15 protein-coding genes are annotated in these 16,864 nt (G+C 70.9%); 11 read left to right on the forward strand and 4 right to left on the reverse strand.

Going from position 1 to position 16,864, the window contains the following annotated elements; genetic code table 11:
- Positions 1-146: 146 nt before the first annotated feature.
- On the forward strand, positions 147-920 hold the full coding sequence (locus MUU77_RS16595) for a glucose 1-dehydrogenase (protein ID WP_245089155.1): 774 nt from the start codon (positions 147-149) through the stop codon (positions 918-920).
- Positions 921-946: 26 nt separating this feature from the next.
- On the opposite strand, the gene MUU77_RS16600 is transcribed toward MUU77_RS16595, so the two are convergent.
- Positions 947-2,266: an alpha/beta fold hydrolase gene (locus MUU77_RS16600; protein ID WP_245089158.1), complete on the reverse strand. Its 1,320-nt coding sequence runs from the start codon at positions 2,264-2,266 to the stop codon at positions 947-949.
- A 127-nt stretch (positions 2,267-2,393) separates the two neighbouring features.
- Between MUU77_RS16600 and MUU77_RS16605 the strand changes: the two genes are divergently transcribed.
- The 3 genes from MUU77_RS16605 (at position 2,394) to MUU77_RS16615 (ending at position 5,569) form a co-directional block, all read left to right on the forward strand.
- The gene (locus MUU77_RS16605) at positions 2,394-3,719 is read left to right on the forward strand and encodes an erythromycin esterase family protein (RefSeq protein ID WP_245089161.1); all 1,326 of its coding nucleotides are present in this window, start codon (positions 2,394-2,396) and stop codon (positions 3,717-3,719) included.
- Positions 3,720-3,783: 64 nt separating this feature from the next.
- Positions 3,784-4,149: an HPF/RaiA family ribosome-associated protein gene (locus MUU77_RS16610; protein WP_245089164.1), complete on the forward strand. Its 366-nt coding sequence runs from the start codon at positions 3,784-3,786 to the stop codon at positions 4,147-4,149.
- Between the two features lie 103 nt (positions 4,150-4,252).
- Positions 4,253-5,569, forward strand: coding sequence for an FAD/NAD(P)-binding oxidoreductase (locus MUU77_RS16615; protein ID WP_245089167.1), 1,317 nt, complete (start codon positions 4,253-4,255; stop codon positions 5,567-5,569).
- Between the two features lie 67 nt (positions 5,570-5,636).
- On the opposite strand, the gene MUU77_RS16620 is transcribed toward MUU77_RS16615, so the two are convergent.
- The gene (locus MUU77_RS16620) at positions 5,637-6,104 is read right to left on the reverse strand and encodes a hypothetical protein (protein ID WP_245089170.1); all 468 of its coding nucleotides are present in this window, start codon (positions 6,102-6,104) and stop codon (positions 5,637-5,639) included.
- Between the two features lie 295 nt (positions 6,105-6,399).
- Here MUU77_RS16620 and MUU77_RS16625 point away from each other — a divergent pair, with 295 nt between their 5' ends.
- Both MUU77_RS16625 and MUU77_RS16630 read left to right on the forward strand, forming a co-directional pair.
- The gene (locus MUU77_RS16625; protein ID WP_245089171.1) at positions 6,400-8,985 is read left to right on the forward strand and encodes a cation-translocating P-type ATPase; all 2,586 of its coding nucleotides are present in this window, start codon (positions 6,400-6,402) and stop codon (positions 8,983-8,985) included.
- A gap of 76 nt (positions 8,986-9,061) precedes the next feature.
- Entirely contained in the window at positions 9,062-9,904 is an 843-nt protein-coding gene (locus tag MUU77_RS16630) for a universal stress protein (RefSeq protein ID WP_245089174.1), read from the forward strand.
- A 76-nt stretch (positions 9,905-9,980) separates the two neighbouring features.
- Here the strand turns inward: MUU77_RS16630 and MUU77_RS16635 are convergent, their stop codons facing one another.
- Positions 9,981-10,511, reverse strand: a complete 531-nt coding sequence (locus MUU77_RS16635) for a GNAT family N-acetyltransferase (protein ID WP_245089177.1) — start codon at positions 10,509-10,511, stop codon at positions 9,981-9,983.
- A 238-nt stretch (positions 10,512-10,749) separates the two neighbouring features.
- On the reverse strand, positions 10,750-11,391 hold the full coding sequence (locus MUU77_RS16640; RefSeq protein WP_245089179.1) for a BON domain-containing protein: 642 nt from the start codon (positions 11,389-11,391) through the stop codon (positions 10,750-10,752).
- Between the two features lie 233 nt (positions 11,392-11,624).
- Between MUU77_RS16640 and MUU77_RS16645 the strand changes: the two genes are divergently transcribed.
- The 5 genes from MUU77_RS16645 to MUU77_RS16665 all read left to right on the forward strand — a co-directional run bounded on the left by MUU77_RS16645 (position 11,625) and on the right by MUU77_RS16665 (position 16,862).
- A complete protein-coding gene (locus MUU77_RS16645; protein WP_245089182.1) occupies positions 11,625-12,338 on the forward strand; it encodes a helix-turn-helix domain-containing protein in 714 nt (237 codons plus the stop codon).
- Positions 12,339-12,566: 228 nt separating this feature from the next.
- Complete coding sequence (locus tag MUU77_RS16650; RefSeq protein WP_245089185.1) at positions 12,567-13,271, forward strand: response regulator transcription factor; 705 nt, start codon at positions 12,567-12,569, stop codon at positions 13,269-13,271.
- A gap of 4 nt (positions 13,272-13,275) precedes the next feature.
- On the forward strand, positions 13,276-15,309 hold the full coding sequence (locus MUU77_RS16655; RefSeq protein WP_245089188.1) for a PAS domain S-box protein: 2,034 nt from the start codon (positions 13,276-13,278) through the stop codon (positions 15,307-15,309).
- A gap of 21 nt (positions 15,310-15,330) precedes the next feature.
- Positions 15,331-16,281: a ribonucleotide reductase N-terminal alpha domain-containing protein gene (locus MUU77_RS16660; RefSeq protein WP_245089191.1), complete on the forward strand. Its 951-nt coding sequence runs from the start codon at positions 15,331-15,333 to the stop codon at positions 16,279-16,281.
- Positions 16,282-16,385: 104 nt separating this feature from the next.
- Positions 16,386-16,862, forward strand: a complete 477-nt coding sequence (locus MUU77_RS16665) for a host attachment protein (protein ID WP_245089194.1) — start codon at positions 16,386-16,388, stop codon at positions 16,860-16,862.
- Positions 16,863-16,864 lie beyond the last annotated feature (2 nt).

The raw sequence follows: 16,864 nt of genomic DNA on the forward strand, positions 1-16,864 counted from the left end.
CGTCGAGGACGGCGCCGCGGCGCGTACCCACGGCCGACCGCCCTTTCGGGCCGATCATTGACCACGGTCAACTCCGGCACGCTGGGGCAGCTGCACGCTGGCAGCCGGGTTGTTCGACGGCCACGTTGCGGGAGGCCCGGATCGCCATGGACAGACTGCTCGGCAAGACCTGCATCGTCACCGGCGCAGCGCGCGGCATCGGCCGGGCCTGCGCGATGTGCATGGCGCAGGAAGGCGCGCGCGTCGCCCTCTTCGACGTGCTGGACGAAGAAGGACACACGCTCGCCGACCAGCTTTCCTCTGCCGGACATGCGGCCCGCTACTGGCATGTGGACGTCGCCCGCGAGTCCGACGTATGCCGCGCCATCCACGACGTCGCTGCCGCCTTCGGCAGCATCGACGTGCTGGTCAACAATGCCGGCATCGCAGGTACCGACAAGCCCACCCACGAGCTCACCGAGGCCGAGTGGGACAGGGTGCAGGCCATCAACGTGAAGGGGGTGTTCTTCTGCACCAAGCATGCGATCCCCGCGATGCGCCGCGCGGGCGGGGGCAGCATCATCAACCTCTCCTCCATCTACGGCCTGGTGGGGGCCGCGGACGTGCCGCCGTACCATGCCTCCAAGGGCGCGGTCAGGCTCATGAGCAAGACCGACGCCCTGTTCTACGCCCCGGACCGCATCCGGGTGAACTCCATCCACCCCGGCTACATCCGTACGCCCATGGTCGAAGGCCACGTCCTGGCAGGCGGCGCCGAAGACCTCGAGGCCGCCCTGGAGACGCTGGGCCAGCTGCATCCGCTGGGCAGGCTGGGCGATCCGCGGGACATCGCGTGGGGCGTGGTCTATCTCGCGTCGGATGAAGCCGGCTTCGTGACCGGTTCCGAACTGGTGATCGACGGCGGCTACACCGCGCGCTGAGCCGGCCCCTTCGCACCGGGCAGGCGCTACTGGCGCTGCTGGAGACGCCGCTCGCCGTGGGCACCCAGTTCCCGCGCGAACCAGTCGGCCGCGACCACGGTCATCGCCTCCAGGGTGCCGGGTTCTTCGAACAGATGACCCGCGCCGGGAATGGTGACCAGTTCGGCCCGGGCGCCCATCACGCCGCGGGCGCTCCGGTTGAGTTCGAGCACGTCCGGGTCTGCGGCGCCGACGATCAGCAGCACCGGGGTCCGCACGCGCTGCAGGATGTCGCGCCCGGCCAGGTCGGGTCGCCCGCCCCGGGACACCACACCGGCAATCAGGTCCGGGTGGGCCGCGGCCACCCGCAGGGCCGCGGCCGCGCCCGTGCTGGCACCGAACAGGCCGAGCGGCAACCCCAGGCAATGCGGCTGCCGGCGCACCCACGCCACCGCCGATTCCAGCCGCGAGGCGAGGATGGCGATATCGAAACGCACCGAGGGCGTGACATCCTCCCGCGGCGTCAACAGGTCGAACAGCAGGCTGGCGATGCCCTTCTGCGCCAGGGCATCGGCCACGTGACGATTGCGCGGACTCAGGTGGCTGCTGCCGCTGCCATGCGCGAACACCACCAGGCCGATGGCATGTTCGGGAACGCGCAGCGCGCCCTCCAGCAGCCATTGTCCGGCCGGAATGCGCACCGGCTGGCTGGCGATACCGCGCGATGCGGCCTTCCGCCGCCCCTGCAGCGCGGCCGCCACATCGTCATCGGTCACCTCGGCGAAGTTCCGGTAGTACAGGCTGACCGCCCGGAACGGATAAGGTGTAGCCAGGTACACCACGTCGTCCGCCACCTGCCGCACGTCCGCCAGGCTGTCCGCCGCGGCCACCGGAACCGCGCAGACCAGGCGCGCCGGCGACTGCGCGCGCACCGCGCGCAAGGCCGCCACCATGGTCGCGCCGGTGGCCAGGCCATCGTCCAGGACGATCACCGTGCGGCCGGTCAGGTCGCCCAGGGCATCGCCCCCGTAGCGGGCCCGGCGTTCGCGCATCAGGGCCATCTGCTGGTCGATCTCCGCCTGCAGGTAGGCGCGGCCGGCGCCCGACCAGACCGAGGCTTCGTTGAGCAGCACCGAGCCGCGCTCGTCCACCGCACCGATGGCGTGCTCCGGGTTGCCGGGCGCGCCCAGCTTGCGTACCAGGATCATGTCCAGGTCCGCGTCCAGTGCGTCGGCCACGATGCGCGCCATCGGCATGGCGCCCCGCGGTATGCCCAGCACCACCGGATGCATGCCGCGATAGCGCGCCAAGGCGGCCGCCAGCGCGTGGGCGGCCTGCTCGCGGTCCTGGAATGGCAGCTGCATCATGGCGTGCGACCTCCTGCGGTGGCGCCATCACGATGGCGTGGCCGGCGCCGCCGGGTATTGACCCACGTCAACATCGCCCCGCACCGGGCCAGGGATGATCGTGCACCCACGCACGCCGATCCGATGCATGGCCATCCACACGCCACTGGCGGTCCTGCGCGACCACGCACACGTACTGCGCGAGGATCCCAGCGACTACGACCCGCTGCTGCGCATGGCGGCCACCCGCGATTTCGCCCTGCTGGGCGAGGCGACGCACGGCACGCACGAGTTCTACGCCATGCGCGCCGCCATCACCCGGCGCCTCATCGCGGAAGCGGGCTTCGACGCGGTGGTCGTGGAAGGGGACTGGCCCGACGTACTGCGATTGCACCGGTATGCCACCGCGGCCGGGGAGGATGCGCTGGACCAGGCGTTCCAGGACTTCGAGCGCTTTCCCGCCTGGATGTGGCGCAATCGCGATGTCCACGCGTTCATCGACTGGCTGCGAAGCCACAACGCGGGCCGTTCCCCCCACCGGCAGGCCGGCTTCTACGGCATGGACCTGTACAGCCTCTATCGCTCGGCCGACGCCGTGGTGGCCTATCTGGAACACGTGGATCCGGAACAGGCCGCCGTCGCACGCGGCCTGTATGCCTGCCTGGACCATGTGCGCGACCCGCAGGATTACGGCGCGGAAGTGGCCGCCGGCCTGCGCCCGCCCTGCCGGGATGCGGCGGCGGCGCTGCTGGTGGACCTGTGCGCACGGGCCGCCGACTACCGCAGCAGCGATGGAGCCGCGGCCGCGGATGCGCAGTTCCATGCCGAACGCAACGCGCAGGTGGTCGTGCATGCCGAACGCTACTACCGGGCCATGTTCGCCGGCCGGGCCACGTCGTGGAACCTGCGCGACAGCCACATGGTGGACACCCTGCTCGACCTGCGCTGGCATCTGCGCGGCAGCGGCAGGCAGGGACGGATCGTGGTGTGGGCGCACAACTCGCACCTGGGCGACGCGCGGGCCACCGAGATGGCGCACCGGGGCGAGTGGAACGTGGGCCAGCTGCTGCGCGAGCGCATGGGCGGCCCGGCCACGCTGAGCGTGGGCTTCACCACCTACACCGGCCACGTGACCGCCGCGCGCGACTGGGGTGCGCCGGCCGAACGTCGCTGGGTGCGCCCGGCCCATCCCGACAGTCATGAGCACCTGCTGTACCGGACCGGCAAGGATCGCTTCTTCCTGGCGCTGTCCGGCCCGGTGGCGGACGCGCTGGACGCCCCCCGGCTGGAGCGCGCCATCGGCGTGGTCTACCGGCCACAGAGCGAACTGGCGAGCCACTACTTCGGCGCGACCCTGCCCGGCCAGTTCGATGCCCTCTTCCATCTCGACGAGACCTCCGCGGTGGAGCCGCTGGAGGTGACCGGTCTCTGGTCCCGCCACGAGCCGCCCGACACCTATCCATCCGGCCTGTGAAGCAGGCCCCGTCGGTCCGCCAGCGGACCGGATTCCACCCCGACGCGCACCCGGAGCTGCCGCCATGAACATCCCCGTGGAGATCACCTATCTGGGACTGCCGCCTTCGCCGGCGCTCAGCGACCACATCACGCGCCACGCCCACCGCCTGCAGCATTTCGCCCCGCGCCTGCAGGCTTGCCGCGTGACCGTCAGCCGCAGCGAGCACCGCCACCACAGCGGGAACCGCTTCAGCGTGACCGCGCATGCGTCGTTGCCGGGCGGCGAATTCCATGCCGGCCGCAGCTGCGAGGCGGACCGCGCGCACGAAGACGCCTACGTGGCCGCCAGCGAGGCCATCGATGCCCTGCGCCGCCAACTGGAGGAATTCCAGACGATACGGCGCGAGCGCGCGCAGTCTGATGGACGCCCGCACGGCGACGCGGCCTAGGCGGGTTGCAGGCCGACGCCGGAATCGGCCGCATCGTTGATCCCGGTCAATGGATGCGTCCACGCGCTGACGATCATGGAACACCCCTTGCGAGGCACCCGTCATGGCCAGATTCCTCATCCTCGGCGCCGGCCTGGCCGGCATGAGTGCGGCCTACGAACTGCGCAGCACGCTGGGGCCGGCCCACCCCATCACGGTGCTGGGCGACGGCGAGCGCTTCAGCTTCACGCCTTCCAATCCATGGTTGGCCGTGGGCTGGCGCCAGGCCGACGATTTCACCCTGCCAGCGGCCCCGCCGCTGCACAACAAGGACATCGCCTTCAGTCCTTCGCCGGCGGCGCACATCGACACCGCCGGCAACTGCGTGCGCAGCGCCGACGGCAGCTGGCACAGCTACGACTACCTGATCATCTGCACGGGGCCGCAGTTGGCCTTCGCGGAAGTGCCCGGACTGGGCCCGGGAGAGGGGTTCACCCAGTCGATCTGCACCACCGCGCACGCCGCGCGGGCCTGGGAGGCCTACCAGCATTTCCTGGAAGATCCCGGCCCCATCGTGATCGGCGCGGTGCAGGGTGCGAGCTGCTTCGGGCCGGCCTACGAGTTCGCGCTGATCCTCGATACCGACCTGCGCCGGCGCAGGCTGCGCGACCGGGTACCCATGTCCTTCGTCACCAGCGAGCCCTACATCGGCCACCTGGGGCTGGGGGGCGTCGGCGATTCCAAGGGCATGCTGGAATCGGAGCTGCGCAAGCGGCATATCCGCTGGATCGACAACGCGCGGGTGCGCGGCGTGCGTGAAGCGGAAATGTCGGTGGTGGAGGTCGACGCACACGGCGAACCCAAGAACGAGCACGTCCTGCCGTTCCGTTACGCGATGCTCCTGCCGGCCTTCAAGGGCGTCGATGCGGTCGCGGCCGTCGAGGGGCTGTGCAACCCGCGCGGCTTCGTGCTGGTCGACCGCCACCAGCGCAGCGTGCGCCATCGCAACATCTTCGCCGCAGGCGTCTGCGTGGCCATCCCGCCGGTGGAAAGCACGCCCGTGCCCACCGGCGCGCCCAAGACCGGCTTCATGATCGAATCGATGGTGACGACCCTGGTACGCAACATCCAGGCCGAACTCGACGGCAAGCCCGCCACGTTCGAAGGCACGTGGAATGCCGTCTGCCTGGCCGACATGGGCGATACGGGCATCGCGTTCGTGGCCTTGCCGCAGATCCCGCCGCGCAACGTCACCTGGACCCGCGAGGGGCACTGGGTGCACCTGGCCAAGGTCGCCTTCGAGAAGTACTTCCTGTTCAAGATGCGCCACGGCACCAGCGAGCCTGTCGTGGAGAAATACGTGCTGGGCGCACTGGGCATCGAGCGGTTGAAGCCGCATGCCGACACGCCCCCCGCCGGCCGGCCACGGTCTTCCGGCTGAGCTCCTGAGCCGCAGGCCGCCGCACGCGCAGGCGGCGGCGCCGGGACGCGATCGTCCATCGCCGGCGTCAACGCCCGTCGTCGGGCAGCGCGCGCCAATGGCGGCGGCCGATCCGGAAATCGCCGATGGCCACGCCCAGGTCGAATCCCTCCCCCGTGCCGCTCAATGCCAACGACACCCTGCCCTTGGTCAGCACGCGCGCCGTGCCCGTCTTCACCACGCCCACGTCGCCGCTCAGCGCCACGTAATGGCCCAGCACGTCATCGATGTCGGTCACCCGGGTGAACCTGCCCGTTCCCTGCACGATCTTCCACTTGCCGGCGGTGATGCCGATGCCGTTCGCGCGGATCGCCACGGGGAGCGAGGCGCCATCGCTGCAGGTCACCGTCCCTTCGCCGACGGTGCTGGCGTACAGGGCGGACCACTCCTGGGTACTGAATGCGAGCGTGCAGCTCAGTTCGCGCTCCGCCGCCGACGCGCAGGCCGTCCCCACCCACAGGGTGGCGGCCAGCAGACGTACCGTTGTCTTGTTCATGATCCGATTCCCTGCAGACGGACACGCCGATATCGGCGCCGCCCTATCCTGGCCCTTCGCGCGCGGCGCCGACTTGATCCCGATCAAACACCCCACGCCTGCCGGCGCGGGAGGCGCCACCGCCGGACCTTGATGCGGATCAACACGCGGACCGCCACGAGGGCGTAGCGTCGCAGACCTGGGGCCACAAGGAGCCATCGATGCCACGCGGCGCCGCCGTCCGCATCCGCCAGGGCGGTTCGAGGCCGAACGCGGCGGACGTGCCCTGCGCCCTCGCCGGCCGCGGAGTACGCTGATGGCCGACGCGCCCACCCCGCAGCCCGAGGGACAGGCCTGCCGTCCAGCGCCCGCTGGCGCGCTGCCACCGGGCCTCACGGCCGCCGAAGCGCAGCGCCGCCAGCAAGCGCAGGGGCCCAACCTGGTGCCACGGTCCGAACGCCGCACCGCACTGCGGATCGGCCTGGGCGTGATCCGTGAGCCGATGCTGGCGCTGCTGCTGGGTGCGACGGCCCTGTATCTGGTGCTCGGGGAGCTGTCTGAAGCCGTGGTGCTGGGCGTCTCCGTGCTGGTGGTGGTGGGGCTGGCGTTCTTCCAGGAATACCGGTCCGAACGCGCGCTGGACGCATTGCGCGACCTCGGCAGCCCGCGCGCCCGCGTCCGCCGCGACGGACAGACCGTATCGCTGCCGGCTCGCGAGGTGGTGGTGGGCGACCTCCTGCTGCTGGAGGAAGGCGAGCGCGTCGCGGCCGATGCCCGCCTGTGCGACGCCGGCGACGCGTCACCGGGGCTGGAGCTGGACGAATCGCTGCTGACGGGCGAATCCGTCCCGGTGCGACGCAGCGCGGGATCGGCGCCGGGCGACCGCGTGCATGCCGGGACCCTGGTGCTCGCAGGACATGGGCTGGCGGAGGTGGTGGCCATCGGCGCCGACAGCGCCATCGGGCGCATCGGCGCGACCCTGGACAAGGTGCGCACGCCGCGCACGCCGATGCAGCGCCAGATGAAGCACGTGGTCGCGGTGTTCGCCGTGCTCGCCCTGCTGGTCAGCGCGACGGTCACCACGCTGCATGCCTCCCTCCACGGCGACTGGGTGCAGGCCGCACTGGCCGGCATCACCCTGGCGATGGCGAACATTCCCGAAGAGTTCCCGGTGGTGCTGACCGTGTTCCTGGCCCTGGGCGCGTGGCGCATGGTGCGTCATCGCGCCCTGGTCCGGCGCCCGCCGGCGATCGAGGCGCTGGGCGCGGTGACCGTACTGTGCGCCGACAAGACCGGCACCCTGACCGAGAACCGCATGGCCGTGGCGGAACTGGTCGCGCCGGCCGCGCGGGCCACCCTTCCCGCCTCCCTGCCGCCGTCCCTGCGCACCCTGCTCGAGTACGCGGATGCGGCCAGCGCCGACGACACGATCGACCCGATGGAGCGCGCCCTGCGGACCACGCTCGGCGGCCAACCTTCCCTGGCGCGCCCGCACGATGCGCAGCGGATGCACGAGTACCCGCTGATGCAGCCCTTGCCGGTCGTGGGCCACGCATGGCGCGCCGGACGGCATGCGGACGAGGTCCGCATCTATTGCAAGGGCGCACCCGAGGCGGTCGCGACGCTCTGCGGTCTGCCGCCGGATGAGCGGGCGCGCCACCTAGCCGATGCCGCGGCGATGGCCCGCCGTGGCCTGCGGGTGCTCGCTGTGGCGGCGAGCGCGGTCGATGCCGGTTTCGCCTCACCCCCTGCCCGCCTGGAGGACTGCGCACTCCAATGGTCGGGGCTGGTCGGCTTCGCAGATCCGCTGCGCGAAGGCGTCGCCGACGCCGTGCATGAGGCGCTGGCGGCGGGCGTGCGCGTGGTGATGCTGACCGGCGATCATCCGGAAACCGCCCGTGCGATCGCACAGCAGGCCGGCATCCCCGGCACCACGGTGGCGCTGGGCGAACATCTGGCGGCATCCGGCGGCGACGCACGCAGCGGGGTGATGGCGGGCACCAACGTGTTCGCCCGGGTCAGGCCGGAGCAGAAGCTGGACATGGTGCTGGAACTGCGTCGGGCCGGCCATGTCGTGGCGATGACCGGCGACGGCGTCAACGACGCGCCCGCGCTTGCCGCCGCCCATGTCGGCATCGCCATGGGCGCCCGCGGCACGGAGGTCGCACGGGAGGCGGCGTCCATCGTGCTGCTCGACGACAACTTCGTCACCCTCGTGCGCGCGATCAGGGCCGGACGCATCATCTACGACAACATCGTCCGCGCGGTGCGCTACATCCTGGCCGTGCACGTGCCCATCACCGGACTGGCCCTGCTGCCCCTGCTGCTGGGCGAGCCGCTGGTCCTGCTTCCCCTGCACGTGGTGTTCCTGGAACTGATCATCGACCCGGCTTCATCGCTGGTGTTCGAGCGCGAGCCCGGCGTGCGCGACGTGATGCGCCGTCCGCCGCGCGACCCGTCGCGGCATCTGCTCGATGTCCGGCTGCTGCTGCGCAGCTTCGCCCAGGGCATCGTCGCGCTGCTCGCGGTGAGCGCGCTCTACCTGCTGGGACGCGGGGCCGGCCTGCCCTCTGCCCAGACCGGCGCACTGGCCTTCATCGCGCTGGTGATGGGCAACCTGTCGCTGCTGGTCGCCAACCTCGCGCCCGGACGCAAAGCATGGTGGCGCCGGCGCAACCCGTTGCTGTGGTGCATTGCGGTGCCGGCCGGCGTGCTGCTGGGCGTGGTGACGCACCTGCACGGCCCGAGCGCCTGGTTCGGCTTCCAGCCCCCGCCGGTGACCTTGACGCTGGTGGCGGCCGTGCTGCCGCCTGCCCTGCTGTGGCTGGCCACCTGGACGGCGCGCGCCCTCGTGCCGCGCGGCCGCCAGGGGCACTGCAGGTCGCCTGCGCCACGGCCTTAGTCCTGTTGATCCAGATCAACATGCCGGTTGCTGCGGTGGGCATGGTGTACGCATCGCCCAGCTGAGGAATGCCGCCATGATCAAAGACATCTTCGTTCCCGTCACCGCGACCTCCGCCGACGAGGGGGCGCTTGCGCACGGCATCGCGCTGGCGTCGCGGTTGCAGGCCCATCTGGCGGTGCTCGAGCTTGTCAGCCTGCCGGTGTCCGCCGTCGATCCCTGGGGCCTGACGCCGGAGCCCGGCATGATCGCGCTGTACGACGATCTGCGCGAAACCGGCAAGCGCAATGCGGCCAAGCTGCGCACCCGCCTGGAGAAGGAGGGCATCTCGTGGGAAGTGCGCCTGGACGAGTCCCTGGCGGGCGATCCCACCCGCCTGGCCGCGCAACACGCGCTGTATGCGGACTTCTCCATCGTCGGCGTTCCGGACGCGGACCAGCCCGGCGCCCGAACCGCCTACGGCTACTTCGAAGCGCTGCTGTTCGAGTCGGGGCGTCCGGTCCTGACGGTCCCGGCCAAGGCCTCGCCGCCGTCGTCGTCCGGACACGTCGTCGTCGCCTGGCATCCCGCCCGCGAAGCGGCCAGGGCGCTGAACGATGCGCTTCCGTTGCTCGCGTCGGCGACATCGGTCGACGTGGTGCATGTCGCAGCACCGGGCGGAGCGGCACGCGGGGAGGGCGATGCCGGACTGGACATCAGCCTGCACCTGGCGCGGCATGGGCTGGAGGTCAACACGGTCTCCCGGCCGCTGGTGGCCGACTCCGTGGCGCTGACCCTGCTGCAGCACTGCAGGGAATCGGGTGCGCAGTTGATGGTCGCCGGCGCCTATGGCCATACCCGCGCGCGCGAATGGCTGCTGGGCGGCGCAACCCGCGAACTCCTGCGCAAGTCCGCCATCCCCATGCTTTTCGCGCACTGAGCCGATCCGGCGGCGCGCGGACTCCGCTGGCCGGTTACCGGCCGGCGGAGCCGGTGTGCATCGCCCCCACGGGGAACTACAGCAGGAGTTCGTGGATCACCTGCGAGGCCTCGTCGGGGTCGGGCCGGGTGGTGAAGCCCAGCGGACGCACCAGGTCGTGCATCGCGGTGTTGTCGGCAAAGTCGACGGAATAGAGCGCCTTCATGCCAGCCGACCGCGCGATGTCGATCAGGCGCTGCATCAGCACGGTCGCAAGCCCCTTCTGCTGCCACGCGTCGGCCACCGCGACCGCCAGTTCGCAACGCGCGCCCTCGGCATCGGCCCCGTAGCGGGCGACGCCCAGCAGGCTGCCATCGCCCTGGTCGCCCGCCTCCAGCGCGACCAGGGCGGCCGCACGCGTCGGGTCCAGCACGGTCAGCTGCGACAGCAGCGCTTCGCTGGGATGGCACACGCCGCCGAGGAAGCGGTAGTGCTTGGCCTGGCTGGAAAGCCGTTCGATGAAATCGCGCTCGGCCTGCCGGTCCTGCGGACGGATGTGCCGGATCAGCACGTGGCTGTTGTCGCGCAGGGTCTCGTACCAGACCTGCGGGGATGCGGTGTCGTTCATGTCGGTGCTCGTAGTCGGTGGTCCGCAGGCACGGGGGCCGTGCCACGGAGGATGCGCAGCGGCCGCGCTGCCACGGATCGGCGAAGTGGAAGTGACCCCTCGCCCGCGTCATGCCATCCCGGGACGGCGGCCCCGCCACGGACCGTCTCCCGGGCATATCCTGCGCAGCGCGCACGCGGGCCTGTGTCTGGTCCGGCCCTGCCCACGCATGCGCCGGCGGGCAGGCACGCAGGCGGTGTCAGGCGATGACCAGATGGTCGACGACATCCTTGACGCCCGGCGCGGACCATACCGCCCGCTCGACCGCCACCCGTTCGCTCCAGGTATCGACCTTGCCGTCCAGCGTCACGGTGTCGCCGTTCTTGATGGCGATCCGGATCTGCTTGGCTTCCACTTCGGCGCTGCGCTTGAGCGCATCCTCGATCCGCTGCTGCACCACGGGCACCTGCACGGAAGGCTTGATGGCGATGTTGTTGGTGATGCCCGTCACCCCGCGCAGCGTGCGCAGCGCGGTTTCCGCGCCGGTGCGCTGGTACTGCCATTCCACCCGGCCATCCAGGGTCACCCATCCCTTGTTGACGGTGACATGGATGTCGGTCGGCACGGCGCTGTTCCACTTCAGGACGCCGAGGGCGCGCTTGGCGATCTCCTCATCGCTGGTATCGCCGACGAAACGGACCTCGATGTTCTGCACGACCGCCCTGACGCCCTTGACCCGCCACACGGCGCGTTCGGCGCTGAGCTTCTGGTAGTAGGTGCTCGCATGCCCCGTCAGGGTGACCACGCCATCCTCGGCCATCACTCCGATATCGGCGGCGTCGATGCTGGGTTCGAAATCCAGCTCGTCGATGACCGCCTGACGCAATTGCTTGTCGTTCATGTTCGTCTCCGGTTTGCCGCACGCCCGTACGTGCCGGAGGGAGTTGACCGCGGCGCGCCGTCGAGCGAGTTGACGTGGATCAACAACGCATCGTTCCCAGGGCCCGCCAGCGGCAGTGCGCATGCCACCGGGGCGCGGTGCCGTTACAGGCCGTTACAGACCGTGTCCGGCGCGATGCCGGCGCGTGCCACGCGCGGCATAGCCTCGTCCTTCCCCATCCGGAGGACGCAGTGATGCTGGATGTCGGCCATTTCGCGGAGCCCCCCACCCTCGCCGGGCCGTCGGACGGCGTCCGGGCGGTCGCCCCTCCGTCCGAGGTCCAGGGGGAAGACCTGCTGATGCGGCATGCCCCCCTGCAGCGCCGCCGGCTGCAGGCGCGGCGCCGGCTGTTCCGCGCGGGACAGCCCTGCCGTTCGCTGTTCCTCGTCCACGCCGGCGTGTTCAAGACCTGCGTGCTGAGCGAGGACGGCAGGGAACGGGTGACCGGATTCCATGTCCGCGGCGCCCTGCTGGGCATCGATTCGTTCGACATATCCGTGCATGCCTGCGATGCCATCGCCCTGGACACCTGCGAAGTGTGGGAGCTGCCGCTGTCCTGGCTGAGGACGGAGGGAAGCGAACTGCTGCCGTATGTCACCCGAATGCTGGCGGCGGAAGTGCGCCGCGACTGGAACTGGATGCTGGCGATAGGGAGTTTCAACGCGGAGCAGCGCGTGGCCGCGTTCCTGCTGGATCTGGCAGCGAGGATGCACGCCCTCGGGTTCAGTGCCCATCATCTGCTGCTGCGCATGACCCGCGCGGACCTGGGCAGTTTCCTGGCACTGCAGCTCGAAACGGTGACCCGCGCGCTCTCGCGGCTGGGTGCGCATGGCCTGATCTCGGTGGCACGCCGGGAGATCGTCATCCGGGACGAGGCCGGCCTGAGGGCGATGCTGCAGCACGCCTAGCTCCCGACGCCACCCGGCAGGCCATGCCGACGGCATGTCCGCTTCTGGGTATCGCGGCAGTCCGCTCCTGCCGCTCGTCGGACGGCCTGCGGCGCAGGCCAGCGGCGCTCTCCCGCTGCCGTTCGCGGGACTAACATGACATGAGCCCCTCGGCCCCGGGCCTCCCTCTTGACGCCGGATCGCCTCTCCCGCCGCGATGAAGCGCCTTCGACGGCACCGCATGTGCTGGTGGTCGACGACGACGCCGAGATCGCAAGGATGCTGTCGCGCTACCTGGAGGGCCACGGCCTGAAGGTCACGCTGGCGGACAGCGGCGCGCGCCTGCGCGCGGTGCTGGATGCCTCATCCGTCGACGCCATCCTGCTGGACCTGGGCCTGCCGGACGCCGATGGCCTGAGCCTGGTGCGGGAGCTTCGCGACCGCTGGCACGGCCCGCTCATCGTGGTCAGCGGGCGCGGCGACGCCGTGGACCGCGTGGTCGGCCTTGAGCTGGGTGCGGACGACTACGTCGCCAAGCCGTTCGACCTGCGCGAACTGCTGGCCCGCATCCGCTCGGTACTGCGTCGTGCGCCCGCGGTCGCGACCGCGACGGCCTCCGCGCAGGCCGCTGGCGTGCTCGAGTTCGCGGGCCTGCGCCTGGAGATATCGTCGCGCCGCCTGATCGGCCGCGACGGATGCGACATCGAACTGACCACCGGCGACTTCGACCTGCTGGTGGCGATGCTGAGAAGGCCGAACCAGGTGCTCAGCCGCGACCAGCTGATGAACGCCACGCACGGGCGCGAGCCCGGGCCGTTCGACCGCGCCATCGACATGCAGGTCAACCGCCTGCGCCGCAAGATCGAATCCGACCCGGCGCATCCGGCCATCATCAAGTCGGTGCGCGGAGCGGGCTACCTGCTGGCCGTCCAGGTGCACAAGACCCCGGGGTGATGGCGTGTTCCCGCAGCTGTTCGATACGGTGCCCGATGCGCTGGTGGTGGTGGACGGCGCCGGGCTGATCGCGATGGCGAACCGGCAGGCGGAGCGGCTGTTCGGCTATCCGCCCGCCGGGCTGACCGGCCTGCCGGTCGAACAGCTGATCCCCGAAGACGCGCGCGAGCGCCACCGCTCCCACCGCGCGGACTACATGCGCATGCCGCGCACGCGGCCGATGGGCGGTGCCGGCATGGCGCTGGTCGGCCAGCGGCGCGATGGCGCGCAGTTTCCGGTCGAGATCGCGTTGAGTCCCCTGCAGACGGACGAAGGTCCCCGCTACCTGGCGTCGATCCGCGACATCTCCGAGACCCAGCGCGCGCGCCAGGCGCTGGTGCGCGCGCGCTACGACGCCCTGGTCGCCCGCATCGGCCAGGAAGCGGTGGAACTGGCCGATGAAGAGGCACTTGTTCCGCGGCTGCCGGAAATGCTGGCCAGCGCGCTGGGGGCCGAAGCGGTGGCGATCGTGTTTTTGAAGGAGGCGCCGCATGTCGACGTGCAGGCCTACTTCGGCCCGCCGCCGCTTTCGCGCGGACTCTTCAGCGTGCCCGAACACTGGCAGCAGCTCGGCCGCAGCCACCCGCGGGTCATCGACGACCTGCGCGGCACGGCCTGGCCGCTGCCGTTGCTGGGGGGCGATACCGGCAGCGGCGCCACCGTTCCGTTGATGGACCGGGGGCACGTCATGGGCGCCCTGCTGGTGCGCGCGCCGGCGCCCCGGGCGCTGGACCACGACGCCATGCACCTGCTGCGCTCGGTGGCGAACCTGGTGGCCGGCATGATCCAGCGCCGGCGCACGGAAGAGCAGCTGGCGCACGCGCAACGGCTGGATGCGATCGGCCAGTTGACCGGCGGCATCGCACACGACTTCAACAACCTGCTGACGGTCATGTCGGGCAGCCTGCAGCTGCTGCAGGTCCGCTGTGCGGACGACCCGGAGGCGGCGGACCTGATCGCCAGCGCGTTGCGCTCCGCGTCCAGGGGCGCCGAACTCACCCGCAAGCTGCTGGCGTTCGCGCGCCGGCAGCGGCTCAGTCCCATCGCGGTATCGCCGCCGCGGTTGCTGGAAGACCTGGAAAAGATGCTACGACGCACCCTGGGCGAGTCCATCCGGCTGAGCGTGGACTGCCCTGCGAGCCTGCCACCGGTGTACGCCGATGCCGCGCAGCTGGACTCGGCGCTGGTCAACCTGGTGCTGAACGCACGCGATGCGATGCCGCAGGGCGGCACCATCCGGCTGAGCGTCCGCGAAGTGACGGACGAGGCACGGGATGCCGCGGCGGATCGCCCGCAGGGATCGCGCATCGAGTTCTGCGTGGAGGACACCGGGCACGGCATGACGGCCGAGACCCTGGCGCGCGCCTGCGAGCCATTCTTCACCACCAAGCGGGCCGGACATGGCAGCGGGCTGGGCTTGAGCATGGTGTACGGTTTCGCCGAACAGAGCGGCGGCCAGCTGCGCATCCGCAGCCGTCTCGGTCATGGCACCCAGGTCACGCTGGCGCTTCCCGTCGCACCGGCCTGCGCCAGCGTCGAACACGCAGGCGCGCCGCCCATCGTGGAGGGCCGCGGCGAACACGTGCTGGTGGTCGAAGACGAACCGGAAGTGCGCGACATCGCCATCGCCTTCCTCGCCTCGCTGGGCTATCGCGCCACGGCGGTCGGCGACGCGGGCCAGGCGCTGGCATTGCTTGCCCGCGAACGCGATGTGGCGGCCGTGTTCAGCGACGTCATGCTCGGGGGAGGCATGAACGGCGCCCAGCTGGCGGCGGAAGTGCGCGCCGCGCGTCCGGACCTGGCCATCCTGCTGACGTCCGGCTACGAGGATGCGCAGCTGCTGGAGCAGCCGCGCGCGCATCCCCCTGCGCACGCGCTGCTGCGCAAGCCCTACAGCCGCGAGGACCTGGCCGCCGCGCTGCGCCGCTGCCTGCAGGACGTCCGCCCATCGCAGGTTGACGTGGATCAATATCGCCAGGCGAGGTGCCCGCCAGAGTAGTGCTTCCGATACAGGGGGAGCATGTCCATGGTACCGGTCACCCGCTTCACGTCGCTGGCGTCGGTGAAAGCCTGGGACGGCCTGTACCGATGGCGCCAGGACGGCCTGGTCCGCGACGCGACCATCGATGCGACGTGGCGCCGGATCGCCGACGCCGTGGCCACCGCCGAGGGCGCAATGGCACCCCTGTGGGCGCACCGCTTCGTCGCCGCCTGCAGCCGATGGCAGGTGCTGCCGGGGGAACCGCTGCTCGCCTGCGCGGGAACCGACCACGGACCCGATGGCTGGATGCCGGCGGCGGCCATCAATCTGTCGGGGTTCGTCGCCGATGACGTCTTCGGCGTGCCGCGGCTCGACCGTGCCCGGCTGGTCGAGGCGGCGGCGCTGGCGACCCGGCTGCTGGACGACGCGATGATGGTGTACCCGCACACCCAGGGCGATGGCCCGCGGATCAGTCTCATCGGGGTGGCCGACGCCCTGCGCATGCTGGAGCTGCCCTACGGTTCGGATGCGGCGCAGGACCTGGTCGCCGTCGCGGCGGCGCAGGTGGCCGAGGGTTGCCTGCGCGCCAACATCGATCTTGCCACCGAACGCGGACCCGCGGATGCGTCGGCCTGCGCGGACGCATGGGTGGATGGGCTCGTGCGCAGGCGGATGCCCGGTCCGCTCATCGAAGAAGCCGCGCGGCAGGGGGTTCGCCACCTGCGGATCACCGCACTGGATGCCCATCCCGCCCTGGCCTGCCTGGCCAACGATGTGGCCGATTCGCTGGAGCCGATGCCCGAGGACGCCGCCCGCCGCTACGACGCGCAGGGGCACTGCGTCCGCATCGCCCGGGAACGGTTGATGGACGCGGTCCGGGCGTACGTGGACCGGCCCCTGCGCGCGGACGATGCACGCAGCCGCTGCGCCCACCCCGCCACGAGGGGCGGCGCGCCGGGACAGGACGCGGTCGCCTCCGCCTGCTCCTGACCGCCACGGCGCCTGCGCGTCCGACGTTTTGTTTGATCGCGGTCAACGTCCCCGTTGCAGGCCGTGCCAACGTGAAGTCTCCACAAGGCGGGAGCGGCACGACGATGAGCATCACCTGGATACTGGTAGCCGACCGGTCGCGCGCGCGCCTGCTTTCGCTGGACAGCGACGAGGGCCTGGTGCGGCAGCTGGAATGCTTCACCAATGCGGAGGGCCGCATGCGTCCCCGCGAGCTGGAAAGCGATCGCCCACCCACCACGCACGATCGCTTCGGCCATGGGCGCCATGCGGTCGAGCCGCACACGCCGTCGGCCCGGAAGGTGGCGGACCGCTTCGCCCAGCAGGTGCGCGACGCGCTGGAGAGCGGCCGCTCGGAACATGCGTTCGACGAACTCGTGCTGATCGCCCCTGCGCGGTTCCTGGGCGCCCTCCACCATGCGATGGGACCGCACCTGCGCGAGCGTGTGGCGCTGCAGATCGCCAAGGAGCTGACCGGCGCCGACGAGCGCAGCATCCTTTCGCATATCGAGCGGGCGCTCCAGCAGAAGGTGGAAGCGCCTTCCTCCCAGGCGACCGGCTGAGC

This window comes from Pseudoxanthomonas sp. F37, from assembly GCF_022965755.1.
GTDB lineage: Bacteria > Pseudomonadota > Gammaproteobacteria > Xanthomonadales > Xanthomonadaceae > Pseudoxanthomonas_A.